The 12,167-nt window shown below is 63.5% G+C and carries 12 protein-coding genes; 2 read left to right on the forward strand and 10 right to left on the reverse strand.

Features of this window, described 5'->3' with window-relative positions:
• Positions 1-21 precede the first annotated feature (21 nt).
• Positions 22-486, forward strand: coding sequence for a PTS sugar transporter subunit IIA (locus tag VJ897_RS07465; RefSeq protein WP_324054684.1), 465 nt, complete (start codon positions 22-24; stop codon positions 484-486).
• Here the strand turns inward: VJ897_RS07465 and VJ897_RS07470 are convergent.
• The 7 genes from VJ897_RS07470 to cysQ form a co-directional block, all read right to left on the reverse strand.
• Entirely contained in the window at positions 474-1,898 is a 1,425-nt protein-coding gene (locus tag VJ897_RS07470; RefSeq protein ID WP_324054685.1) for a sulfotransferase family 2 domain-containing protein, read from the reverse strand. The genes VJ897_RS07465 and VJ897_RS07470 overlap by 13 nt on opposite strands.
• A 3-nt stretch (positions 1,899-1,901) precedes the next feature.
• Positions 1,902-3,596 carry a DUF5927 domain-containing protein gene (locus VJ897_RS07475; RefSeq protein ID WP_324054686.1) on the reverse strand — a complete coding sequence of 565 codons (1,695 nt, stop codon included), beginning with the start codon at positions 3,594-3,596 and terminating at the stop codon, positions 1,902-1,904.
• Positions 3,593-4,603 carry a glycosyltransferase family 2 protein gene (locus tag VJ897_RS07480; protein WP_324054689.1) on the reverse strand — a complete coding sequence of 337 codons (1,011 nt, stop codon included), beginning with the start codon at positions 4,601-4,603 and terminating at the stop codon, positions 3,593-3,595. The genes VJ897_RS07475 and VJ897_RS07480 overlap by 4 nt, the downstream gene beginning before the upstream one ends.
• A gap of 127 nt (positions 4,604-4,730) precedes the next feature.
• Positions 4,731-5,774 carry a glycosyltransferase family 2 protein gene (locus VJ897_RS07485; RefSeq protein ID WP_324054691.1) on the reverse strand — a complete coding sequence of 348 codons (1,044 nt, stop codon included), beginning with the start codon at positions 5,772-5,774 and terminating at the stop codon, positions 4,731-4,733.
• Positions 5,775-5,780: 6 nt separating this feature from the next.
• Positions 5,781-6,674, reverse strand: coding sequence for a UTP--glucose-1-phosphate uridylyltransferase GalU (gene galU / locus VJ897_RS07490; RefSeq protein WP_324054693.1), 894 nt, complete (start codon positions 6,672-6,674; stop codon positions 5,781-5,783).
• Positions 6,675-6,794: 120 nt separating this feature from the next.
• A complete protein-coding gene (locus VJ897_RS07495; protein ID WP_324054694.1) occupies positions 6,795-7,595 on the reverse strand; it encodes a 3-deoxy-manno-octulosonate cytidylyltransferase in 801 nt (266 codons plus the stop codon).
• Positions 7,595-8,392: a 3'(2'),5'-bisphosphate nucleotidase CysQ gene (gene cysQ / locus VJ897_RS07500; protein WP_324054697.1), complete on the reverse strand. Its 798-nt coding sequence runs from the start codon at positions 8,390-8,392 to the stop codon at positions 7,595-7,597. The genes VJ897_RS07495 and cysQ overlap by 1 nt, the downstream gene beginning before the upstream one ends.
• Positions 8,393-8,524: 132 nt before the next feature.
• On the opposite strand from cysQ, the gene VJ897_RS07505 reads away from it, so the two are divergent.
• The gene (locus tag VJ897_RS07505; protein ID WP_324054698.1) at positions 8,525-9,346 is read left to right on the forward strand and encodes an ABC transporter permease; all 822 of its coding nucleotides are present in this window, start codon (positions 8,525-8,527) and stop codon (positions 9,344-9,346) included.
• A 316-nt stretch (positions 9,347-9,662) separates the two neighbouring features.
• On the opposite strand, the gene VJ897_RS07510 is transcribed toward VJ897_RS07505, so the two are convergent.
• From VJ897_RS07510 to VJ897_RS07520, 3 genes are read right to left on the reverse strand one after another with little or no spacing between them, the layout of a single operon-like run.
• On the reverse strand, positions 9,663-10,589 hold the full coding sequence (locus VJ897_RS07510) for an alpha/beta fold hydrolase (protein ID WP_324054700.1): 927 nt from the start codon (positions 10,587-10,589) through the stop codon (positions 9,663-9,665).
• Between the two features lies 1 nt (position 10,590).
• Complete coding sequence (locus VJ897_RS07515; RefSeq protein ID WP_324054702.1) at positions 10,591-11,499, reverse strand: ornithine cyclodeaminase family protein; 909 nt, start codon at positions 11,497-11,499, stop codon at positions 10,591-10,593.
• The gene (locus tag VJ897_RS07520) at positions 11,496-12,116 is read right to left on the reverse strand and encodes an HAD family hydrolase (RefSeq protein WP_324054705.1); all 621 of its coding nucleotides are present in this window, start codon (positions 12,114-12,116) and stop codon (positions 11,496-11,498) included. Before VJ897_RS07520 ends, VJ897_RS07515 begins: the two co-directional genes overlap by 4 nt.
• Positions 12,117-12,167: the final 51 nt, after the last annotated feature.

Raw genomic sequence — 12,167 nt, forward strand, 5'->3', positions numbered from 1 at the left:
AAGACGGAAAGCGAGCGACAGATGCAAATCTCGGAAATCTTGCCCGCCGAGGGCACGAAGGTCATTTCGGCCGCCAGCAGCAAGAAGCAGCTGTTCCGTTCCCTGGCCGAGATGGCCGAGGGGTGTTTCCAGGTCGGTGCCGCGTCCGTCGTCGATGCCTTGCAGGACCGCGAAAGCCTTGGCCCAACCGGCGTGGGCCATGGCGTCGCCCTGCCACATGCGCGGATGCCTGGTCTGGAACGCGTTTGCGGCCTGTTCCTTCGCCTGAAGAAGCCGCTGGATTTCAATGCCGTCGATCGGCAGCCGGTCGATCTGGTCTTCGCCCTCTTCGCGCCTGAATCCGCCAGTGTCGAGCACCTCAAGGCGCTGGCGCTGGTCTCGCGGACGCTTCGGGACGAATCAGTCTGTTCCAAGCTGCGCGCGAACGAGGACCCCGCGACGCTCTTCACCATCCTGACCGAGCACGCGACCTCTCAGGCGGCGTAGTCGCCGAAACCGAACCCCATGTAGTCGCGCGCGTAAACATCGCGCACAGCAGATTCTATCTCGGGGTCGTAGATTTCCGACAGCCGCGTGGCGTGCGGGTCGGTGGGCGTAGCCACCGTGGGCATTGTCGATTGGCCCACCTGCGCGGCAAGCACGGCAAGACCCTCTTCCAGACGATCCTCGCGCAGGATCATGTCAGGCAGGGTGAACCCTGCAAAACCCTGCAGCACCGCCGTCTGACTGGCCCAGTAGGGATCGACCCGGATCGCGGTCTGCCCGGCAAGGTTGGCCTTGAGAAACCCCGCGAACCCCAGAAAGGCCGCGCGGTGGCGTTGGCGGGTATAGGCGGCATCCGGGGCGCCCTCGGGCAGGTCCAGCTTGAACTGCTGGCGCAGCACTTTGCGTATCTCGGTATAGCTGCCCGGCGCGGTGGACAGGATCTTTTCGCAAAAGGCGGCATGGGCCCGGGCAACGGGATGGCGCAGCACGGTGAAACTGCGATGGCCCGGCCGATCGCGCTTCCATTTGCGCAGGGTCTTCTGGGTGAAATCGCTGCGCAGGGCTTCGCGCCCGGCATCATCCAGACCGGCCAGCCAATCAAGCACGGCCTCTTTCGGGCCGCCCCGAACCGGCATGAACAGCAGCGGGGATTGCGCCGCCGCCACGTGGCCGGGCACGACAGGGCCACGGCGGGGTTCGAAATTCGGCGTGCGGTTCAAGTTGAAGCGATCCAGCCGCGCCAGAGCCGACTCCATCCGGTCGAAATTGCGCACCTTTTCGGACATCGGCGCCGGGTTCTGCTTCTTGAGGCTCTGGTCCAGGGCGTCCAGCCGCGCCGGGCTTCCGAGGAATGCGGCCAGCCCATTCATCACGTCGACATCCTGCAAATCCTCGTAGGCCAGGTAGAAAGCCGCCTGGCCGGTCTTCTGCAGGCTGCCCAGCAGGTGCACCTGGAAGGCCTGCAGGGCCGCAACATGGGCCTCGAACTCGGCCGTGTCGAAGACGACATCGCTGGCGCGGGCATGCTTGACGTTGGTCAGCTTCCACTGGCCGGTGGCCTCGGCGATCTTGCGGCTGACATAGGTTTCCGCCGGGTTGCGGGTCAGCACGATCTTGGCGCACCGCGGATCTGCAAGGATCTCGTCAAGCACGCGCGGATCGTGATCGTTGAAGAATCGGAACCCGTTGAGCCCTTCGGCGACCTTGATGCGCCCAAGCAAACGCTGCGGGTCAGCATCACGTTCGGCGCGGGTCACGCCAAGCGTCTCTTCGCGGTTGGGGTAGCTGATGAAGGCGGGATTGAATGCCTCCCCATGGCAGGTCAGCCCCTCCATCGCGTTGATGTTCGATTCAAGGAAATTCGAGCCGGTCCGCATCTCGGCGAAGACCACGAAATAGTCGAATTCGGTCATGTCTTACCTGACAAGATAGGGTTTGCGTTGCTGGCGGCGCGGCTGCTGTGGGGCCGGGTCTGTCGGGAAGTCGCCCATAAGGTAAGGATGCATACCCTGGTTCTTGAGGTTCTGGAGGAACTGCGCAAAGCCGGTCAGGTCAACCATTCGCGGCGCCTCGGTCACGCTACGCCGCGTCTTGTGGCCCATCTCGTCCAGCACCGTCTGCAGGGCCTCCATCGGGCTTTCGACGAACTCGGCCAGTGTCCAAATCCGCACCCGCGCCTTCGCCCAGTACGATCGCAGGGCCTCCAGGTGCTCGGACTCGATGCGCTGAAGCTCTGCCGCCTCGGCCCTGATCTGCGAGAAATTTCGGTTCGACAAGAACAGCGGGATCGACCAGGCACCAGTGATCACGTTGATCTGGGCATTGGGGTCCTTGGCCAGGTCCCAACTGACAAGCTGGCTGTCGCGGGGGCCAAATTGGAAACACTGCCGCTCGCCCCGAGTATTCCAGATCAGGTTTGTCAGGAACATGCGCGCGTTGTGATCGCGCAGCCTGGGATTGTCGCACAGCGCGCCCGCAAAGGTCTGTTGCCGCTCCTCGAATTCCACACCTTCGGCGGCAAAGAGATGCCCGTGCACCCGCGTTTCGGTGACCCGGGCCAGCCACGGCTCGAAATCCTCGAACAACTCGGTGAAACCCTCGAAGATCGAATAGGGCGCCGAGGTAAAGCCGTTCTCATGTCCGTCACGAGGCAGGCGGGATTGCATGAACAGCCCAGCCCGACCGCGCGTGCGCCGCTCCACCGCCTTGGAAAAGATGCGATCGATCTTGCCGGGGTTCGGCTCACTCCCCTTCATGGGATTGGCCGATTTCAGGAAGGTATCATAGAGCAGGTCGGCTTGCGGCCAGATCTTGCGGGCGACGAAACAGTCCGACCGCCGCAGCAGTTGAAGATGATCGTCGTAGAAGATGTGCGGTTTGCCCTGGTAGTCGAACTTCGAAAGCGTCAGGGATCGGCTTTCGACGTTCTGCGAATACAGCCGCACAAGCGTCTGGAAATAGCTCTCGTCGGGGATCCAGACCCGGCGGAAATACCTGTCGTAAGTGGGCCGGTCCGGGTCTTCGAGGATCGCCGAAAGGGTCTGGCGCGTCAGGCACCACCACTGCGACCCCATGTGCGGCACGATCCCCTCGGGCAGTTTGCGATGCAGCTTGAAACGGCGCTGGAACTCGACATAGCGATCGAAAAGGAACCGCTGCCGGCGGAACGAGAAGGGAAAGCGCAGCGTGAAACGCTCTTCGTCCAGCCCGCCGATTGTCCAGGGCACATCGGCGGTGGTCGCACTTTCGATGAAATCCGTGCGCGGACGCGCGGCGAGGTAATCCTGCAGGTCTTCCACCGGGCGCAGCGGCATGCAGGAACCCGAGGCCAGGTAGGCATGGCGCACCCGGGGGAAGTTGCGCAACAATTGCTCGGACGCCGCTTGCGAGGCCGCCACCAGCCCCCAGGTACCCCATTCGCAGCGGTGCCGCTTGCTGAACTCGACATCCGGCAGGTCGGCGAGCGACTGGACGAACCTGTCATAGGTCGACCGGTCAACATTACGATCCACGTGGATCACTACGGGACAGCCCGACGCCGACCAGTGGCGGATCACCTGCTCGGCGCGATTCAGCGCAGTGTGAACAAGCATGACGACCCCGAGGCTCATGCCCAGTTCCCCTTGGACATCAGGCCGAGGATTTCCAGTTGCCGCCAGTTGATGTATTTCTCGGACCACTTGCACCAGAGGTCGGGGTGCTCGGCCAAACCCTCGGCATAGGCCTTGTATTCGTGACCGTTCGCATAGTGCTGGCCGCGCTCCAGTTCCTCGCGGGCCTTTTCGGTGAAGGTATCGAGGAACTTGGCGTGCAACAGGACGCCCGACGCCTTTTCCCCGCCCCATTCGTCGTAGACCAGGTTCAGCCCGCGCGGCAACAGCATGTGGGTGGAACTGACATAGGCATAGCGCTTGTCCCACTTGACAAGCGGCGTCTTGTTGAGCGCGGGCGCGCGCCAGGGTTCCTCGGTAAAGAACTTTCGCGCGCGCGGGCCGCCCTGGATCCAGAGATTGTAATAGAGGTGGTTCTTGGACAGGGTGTAATTGCCCGCATCGAACCACGATGCTATTTCCAACGGGTTCTGCCCGCGCTTGTAGGGCACCGCGTCGATCCGGCCCTTGGGATACATGTCCAGCAGCATGGCCGAGAAGGAGCGGATTTCCGAAGCCTCCAACCAGTCGGTCAGGGCACTGATGGAACGAGTGTCGCTGAAGGGAAAAACGAAGAACTCGTCCGGGTCAACAACAAGGGTCCAGTGGCCGTGGCCATGCTTGCGCTGCAAGTAATTGAGCCAATCAACCCCGAAGCGCGCCCGGCGATAGCTTGCCGTCGTGGTCCAGAGGGAGACATCGGGCTGCCCGGCCAGGTATTCGCACCCGCCGTCGTCGCTGTCATTGTCCACAATGATGAAGTGGTTAACGCCGAGGTCACGATAGTATTGCAGGAAGTACGGAAGCCGGATGTCCTCGTTCCTGAGTGTGGAGAAGACGATTATATCCTTCGGCCTGATCCTGTCGGTCCGGTCGCGCACGACGCGCAGTTCGCGCGATTTGCGGAGCGCGCGCAGATGCGAGCGCTTGCGCTGCAAACGAAGCCGATATGACTGCCAGACTCCCAAGCCTCACCTTTCTGCCCGCCCCGTTTCCGGCGTCACCCGGACCCGCTCTGCGTCACCTGTGCGGCACGGCACAGGTGACGGCATCATTAGCTTCCATTCATTAAACAATTGCAAGGTTTAGGCAAGCTCAGCGCCAGTCACCTGAACTCATCAATCCAAGGGATTCAAGCTGTTCCGGGCCTTCGTAGCGGGTCGCACCCGGGTGCCAGAGGTCCACGCCCGCGATCAGGCTCTCGTGATAGCGGGTATAGAGCGCCGCGTTCTCGAAGTGCTGGCGGCGGTGCAGCTCTTCGGCGGACTTCACCGCGATGTCCGGCAGGAACTTACTGTGCAGCAGCACGCCCGTGGGCCGCCCGGGTTCGAACACCCGGTTGAGCCGCAATGGCAGGGCCTGGTGGGTCGAGGTGACATAAGCGAAGCTACGGCGCCACTTGACCAGCGGGGTCTTGTTCAGCGTCGGCGCCCTTTCGGGCTGATCGACGAAAAAGACCCGATCGCGCGGGCCGCCCTGGATCCACAGGTTGTCAAAGACCGCATGCCGCCGGGCGCGATAGCCGACAGCGTCGAACCATGGCAGGTGATCGCGTGGATCGTCCCCGGTGGCGAACGTCCCGTCGTTCACCGGGCCCCTCGGGAAAAGGTCCAGCATCAGCGCGCCGAAGGCCTCCCGCCCAGTGGCGTCGAGATGGGCGGTCAGCCGACACAGGTCACGCCCCCCCGGCAGGATCAGCAGCTCGTCAGCATCAAGCGTCAGGCACCACTTGCCGTTTCCGAAACGGAGCTGAAGGCAAGTCAACCAGTCGACGCCGAACCGCGCCCGCTTGTAGCTGTCCGCGGCGCGCCAAAGCGAGACATCCGTCTGCCCGCACAGAAAGTCCGCCGTTCCATCGTCGCTGTCGTTGTCCACGATCAGGAAGTGGCCCACCCCGAGCGCGCGATGATGGTCCAGGAAATGCGGCAAGCGCGCACGTTCATTGCGCAGGGTCGCAAAGGCCAGGATGGGCGCGGCGGCGATCCGGGCCGGATCGACGTCAAGCCGATGAAGGTCTCGCCGCCGCCGCAGCGACCGCAACAAGAGGCGCCGCCGCTTCCAGCGCATCCTATAGGCATAGACCGGGGACCGCGGCGCGAGGCGCGGCGACGCGGCGTCCATCTCCGAGAAGATGGACATGGCGGGCTACTGCGCCGCCCGGTGCATCGACATGAGTTCCTGCAGGTATTCCTCGAATTCGGCACCCAGATCCTCGCGGGCCAGGCCAAAGGCCACGGTCGCCTGCAGGAACCCGGCCTTTGAGCCGCAATCGAAGCGCTGGCCGCGGAACCGGTAGCCGAAGACCTCGCGATCTTCGTCGATCTCGGCGGCGATGGCATCGGTCAACTGGATCTCCCCGCCCGATCCGGTCTTGATCCGGCTGAGGTTGCGCATGATGTCAGGGGTCAGGATGTAGCGCCCGATCACCGCCAGGTTCGAGGGGGCCTCGTCCGCGGGGGGCTTCTCGACCATCCCGTTGATGGAAACGGTCGCGCCCATTTCACCCTTTACGTCCAGAACACCGTAGGATGAGGTCTTCTCCTTCGGCACCTCCATCGCGGCCACCATGCAGCCGCCGGTTTCGGCATGTGCCTCGACCATCTGTTGCAGGCAGGGCGTCTGGGCCGCGATCACGTCGTCGGGCAGAATGACCGCGAAGGGCTCGTTCCCGATCAGGCGTCGCGCGCACCAGACGGCATGGCCCAGCCCCAGGGCCTTGTGCTGGCGGATATAGGCGATCGCCCCGCTGTCCATGTTGGTGGTCTTGAGGGTCTCTAGAAGGTCTTCCTTCCCGGCCTTGCGCAGGGTGTTCTCAAGCTCGGGCGTATGGTCAAAGTAGTCCTCGAGTGCGGATTTGCCGCGCGAGGTGACGAAGATGAACTCCCGGATCCCCGCCGCGCGGGCCTCGTCGATGGCATATTGGATCAGAGGGCGGTCCACCAATGTCATGATTTCCTTCGGAATCGACTTGGTGGCCGGCAGGAACCGCGTGCCCTTCCCTGCCACCGGGAAAATCGCCTTCGTCACTCTTTTCTTCATTATTCGGAACCTCTTAAATCCAGCGCCGGGGCCAAAATCCCCACGTATCCTATCGCACAATATACTGTCACAAACATGACCCCAAAACGGTTTCAAATCGGAAACGGTCCAGAATTCCGGTCACGGGTGATTCATTTCTACCATCATCGCTTCGATCCTGGATACGTCCTCGGGATTGTTCAGTTCCCAGAACTGACGCCCGCGCGCCTCGACCTCGACGCAGAGCATGGGCACGTCGCGTTCGAGGAAACGCAGTTGCTCAAGGCCCTCGAGGTCCTCCAGCGCACCGACGGGCCAACGGGCATAGGCAGCCAAGGCCGAGGGCCGGTAGGCATAGACCCCCACATGGTGGAACACGGGCGTCGGATCGGGCCCGGCATAGCTGCGTGGCGTGAAGGGGATAACCTCCTTCGAGAAATAAAGCGCCTCGTGATTGGTGCCGAAAACCGCCGTGGTGCCGCCCACGCGCCCCTTGCTGCGGTCCTCGAGAAGCGCGTTCAGCGCCCGACCGTCGCAGCGCAGCACCGGGGTGGCAACCTCGGCCACCGGGTGATCGTCCAATGCGACGACCAGATCCTCGATGAACCAGGCCGGCGTCAAAGGCGCATCCCCCTGAAGGTTGACGACAACATCGTAACCGCCGCCCAGCGCGTCCAGCGCCTCGGCGCAACGCTCGGTGCCGTTACGGCAGGTCTCCGAGGTCATGACGACCTCGGCGCCGACCCCCTGCGCCGCATCGCGGATACGCGCGTCATCCGTGGCCACGACCACGCGATCAACCCCCGAGACACCGGCCGCGGCCTCCCAGGAGCGTTGGATCAGGCTCTTGGCCTCGCCGGTCGCGCCGGTCAGCGCGACAAGCGGCTTGCCCGGGTAGCGGGTCGAGGCATAGCGCGCCGGGATGACAACAAGAACCGACATCAGGCGGGTTTCAGCCCGACCCCCGGGGCATGGGCGATGAAGAAGGGGTTTGCGAAGCCCGCCTTGCCATAGCGAAGCGGCTGGTGATCGTCGAGGCGCACCACCTCGCCACCCGCCCCGGCCAACACGGCATGACCGGCGGCAGTATCCCATTCCATGGTCCGGCCCACCCTTGGATAGAGATCGGCCTCACCGGTCGCGACAAGGCAGAACTTGAGCGACGATCCCGCGCTGGTGCTGTCCTTGATGGCATATTTTGCGATGTAGTCCTCGGTCGCCTGGTCGCGGTGCGATTTGGAGGCGACAACCATGAGCGCGGCATTGTCCGGCGTGCTGACACTGACCGGGCGGGTGGCGCCGGGCGAGGTCTTGTCGAAGGGACCGGTTTCCTCGACCGAATTGCCGGCCGCATCGGTGTAGAACAAACGCCCCCTGGCGGGGGCAAAGACGACCCCGCGCACCGGCCGGCCGTTCTGCACGTAGGCGATGTTCACGGTGAAATCGCCGCGCCGTTGGATGAATTCCTTTGTCCCGTCCAGCGGGTCCACGATCAGGAAGGTCGAGGCCGACAGATCATGCGATTCCGCCTGTTCTTCGGTCACCAGCGCCACATCGGGAAAGGCCGCCCGAAGCCCCGCAGAGATATGCGCGTCAGCCGCCTCGTCCGCCGCGGTGACGGGGCTTTCGTCACCCTTGGTCCGCACCTCGAAATCGGGGGCGCCGTAGACCTCCATGATCAGGTCGCCCGCCTCAAGCGCCAGGCGGCGCATGACATTTACAAGAGTATCGAAATCCAAGGGCCTGCTCCCGGTCCGCCCCCCGGGGGCGCTGCGTGTTGATCGTTGTCCCGGCTGCTCCTATGCTATGATGACGGGAATTGGCAAGATTTTCGCGCCACCTTCGCGCGGGAACGACGCAGGCAGGTCACGATGTTCGAGACGCACAGGGTACAATCACGCTCGCGCGGCGCGCTGGGAATGCTGGAGCTGATCTATCACTCCATCGTCCGCGATATTCGCAAGCAGCATCGGCACGCGGTGATCGGCCTGCTCATGAACATCATGCAGACCATGGTCTTCGCCCTGGCCTTTTATTTCATGTTCTCGGTCCTGGGCCTGAAGGGTACGGCAATCCGCGGTGACTTCATGCTCTACATCATGACCGGGATCTTCCTGTTCATGACCCACATCAAATCCATGGGCGCGGTGCTGGGGTCCGAGGGACCCACCTCGGCGATGATGAAACACGCGCCGATGAACACGATCGTCGCGATCTCGGCCTCGGCGCTCAGTGCGCTTTACATCCAGGTCCTATCCATGGCGGTGGTGCTCTATCTCTACCACACGATCATGACGCCAATCACCATCCATGATCCCATCGGCGCCATGGGCATGGTTATCCTGGCCTGGTTCTCGGGCTGCGCGGTCGGACTCGTCTTCCTTGGGCTCAAGCCCTGGCTGCCCGGCTTCGTCACCATCGCCTCGTCGGTCTATTCGCGGGCCAACATGATCGCCAGCGGCAAGATGTTCGTGGCCAACGCGCTGCCCAGCTCGGTGCTGGCGCTGTTCGACTGGAACCCTTTGTTTCACGCCATCGACCAGGCACGCGGCTTCACCTTCATCAACTACAACCCGCTTTTCACCTCGGTTTCATATCCGCTGATGATCAGCGTAATCCTGGTGCTGATCGGGCTGATGCTGGAATTCTACGCGCGGCGGAATGTCTCGGCCAGCCATGAAGCCGCACGCTGAGATCAGGACACATGGCGAACCACGATGACACGTGCTGCCGGCGCGATGGCGAAAAAGGCCCGCTGAGCGGCGCTTTCAACGGTGTGCCACGCGCCGCGCATTCCTGAGCTGCCGAACATGATCCGGATGCGGATACGTCCTTCATGGCTGCAATATCATGGGTGGGCTGCTGGCGTTCTAACGGGTGCAGGGCATATCCCTTGCCCTGCAACGCCAGATCACGTGACGAAAGAATGGCACCGGTGTCTCGCGTCTCGAACCTGCGCCACCAACGGGTCGGAGTTGGTCGCGTGAATGCGACTGAACGCAACGCGCTCTAGTCCACTTCGCGCAGGATCTCGCTGAGCAGGGCGATCACCTGTCCGGAATGAGTGAAGGGCATCTGGTGGCCCGCACCGTCGACGACCTCCTGCCGGACGGTCCGGTTCCACTGGGTCAGCATCCCCAGCGATGATAGCGGGATTACCTCGTCCTTTTCGGCCCAAATGCCAACGACCGGTACGCCCTCGCGGCCCAGCAGGCGGTGATCCTCCTCTTGCACTTCGGCCAGCATATGCCGGCGGCTGGACAAGACCGACCGCAGAAAACCCCGGCCTGCGTACTCGGCCAGTTGCAACTCGACGATGCCTTCGATGTCGAAGTCGCGCCCCAGCTGGCGGCGCAAGGCGCGACGTTCACGGCGCTGGACGATCACCGCGTGAACCCAGTCGCCAAGAAAGGGCGTGGTCCGGCAGAACCGGTTCAGGCGATCCTCGCGCAGACGCATACCGGCCGAGGCCAGAAGGATCAGACGTTTCATGCGCCCCGGACAAGCCGCAGCGAAGGCCGTGGCGATGCCCCCACCCATGGAATAGCCAAGCACTGTCAGGTCCTCCTCCAGGTCCTGGTGCGCCAGCAGGTCCTGAAGCTGGGTCAGGAAGAAACCCCGGTCCTGCGCCCCGCCCGGCGCGTCGGAATAACCGCGACCGTAAAGGTCGTAGATCAACACCCGGTAGCCTATCCGTGCCAACCCGCGGGCGATGGCGTAAAAAACCGGGCCGGGCGTGGAAAGGCCGTGAATCGCAACCACGACCGGGCCACGCGCGGGGCCCAGCCATTGGTAGTGCGTCACGCCCTGCGACAGCTTGGCAAAACGGCCCGGCGCGGCATCGCGCATCCGCGCGGCCGGGATACGGCGCGCCTCGGCTTGCTGCGGCAATGTCGCAACGACCGCGACCAGGATCGTCAGCAGTATCCAGCCCATCTCAACCCTGCCATCTCTCCAGGATGTAGCGGCTCGTCATCAGGTCCAGATGCGCGCCACCCCCGTTCTTGAACAGGGTGATCTCGTCCGCGGACTGCCGGGTGAACGCGGACAGCCCGTAGTAGTCCGAGACGACATCATCGCGGGTGATCGCGCCGGTTTCCAGGGGAATGCGCAACTCGCCGATGTGGCCAAGCGTCGTGTCGCAACTGTCGACGAAGATACGGGCCCGTTGCAACGCAGTGTCGTCGGCCTCGCGCATGTCAGGGCGATAGGCACCGATCAGGTCGATGTGCTGACCCGGTTGCAGCCAGCCCCCCTTTAGCAGCGGTTCAGTGCTCATGGTGGCCGAGGTCACGATGTCGGCCTGTTCGACCGCCGCCTGCAAGTCCTCGGCGACGGTGACGCCCGGACAATCCCCGGCGAACCGCGCCGCCCCCTCGGGCGACCGGTTCCAGACCGTGAATTCAGCCTGCGGAAAGGCCGCGCCGTAGGCCTGCCAGAGCGACCGGCCCACGGTGCCCGCGCCGACGATCAGGATCTTGCGGCTGTCGGGCCGGGCCAGGCGACGCGCGGCCAGAAGGCTGTCGCCTGCGGTCTTCCACTTGGTCACAAGGTGGAAATCCAAGATCGCCTCCAGGTCGCCACCCTTGTCGGCGAACAGCATGACCGCCCCGTTGATCATCGGCTGCCCCGTGGCCGGATTACCGGGAAAGATCGTGGCGCATTTCACCGCGATTCCCATCCCGTCGATCCAGGCGGACCGGTTCAACAGCGTGTCCGGGTCCCGGTAGAGGAACAAGTCATCGACCGAGGCGCGCGGGCCGTCGTGTCCGGCTGCCAGCGCCTCGGTCAACGCCAGCCAATCCAGCCCGGCCTCGCCGTCCTCGAAGGGTATAATTGTCGTCATGCAAGGGCCCCCCGCGTGATGAGACCCGCCGCGACGAGCCGTCGGGCCCAGCCGACGGGACCGTCGAAAAGATGCGCCTGCCAGCCACGTTCGCTGGCTGCCATGATGTTCTCGGGCCGATCGTCCGTGAACAAGAGCCGCTCGGGCGTCACGCCGCAGTCGTCTTCGACCATCTCGTAGATGCGCGGATCTGGCTTGGTCACACCCATATGCCCGCTGATGTAGTGACGGTCGAATTCTTCCAGGAAAGGATAGTGCTCGCGCCCGATCTGGAATGTCTCGATCCCGAAATTCGACAGGGCGAAAACCGGAACACCGGCGCGGCGCAATGCACGCAATATATCCACCGAGTCGTCGATTGCCGGGGCAGCCATGTCGATCCATCGGTCCTGCCACATCCGGATTTCCTTGGCCCAGTCGGGGTTGGCGGCGGCGACCTCGGCTATGACTGCGGCAAAAGGTTCGCCCCGGTCGATCCGGTCGTTCATCCCGTGCAGGTCTATGGCCCCGAAGAAAGCCGCGCGCCGCTCCGCGCCGATCACGCGATCATAAAATCGTTCGGGCTGCCACTCGATGAGGACATTGCCGATGTCGAAGATCACGGCGTCGGGGGTCATGGGAACTCCTTCCTGCTGTGCCCGGCACAGTAGCCCCGCCCGGGGGTCGCG

This window comes from Salibaculum sp. (assembly GCF_035270045.1).
In the GTDB taxonomy this organism is placed as follows: Bacteria; Pseudomonadota; Alphaproteobacteria; order Rhodobacterales; family Rhodobacteraceae; genus Salibaculum.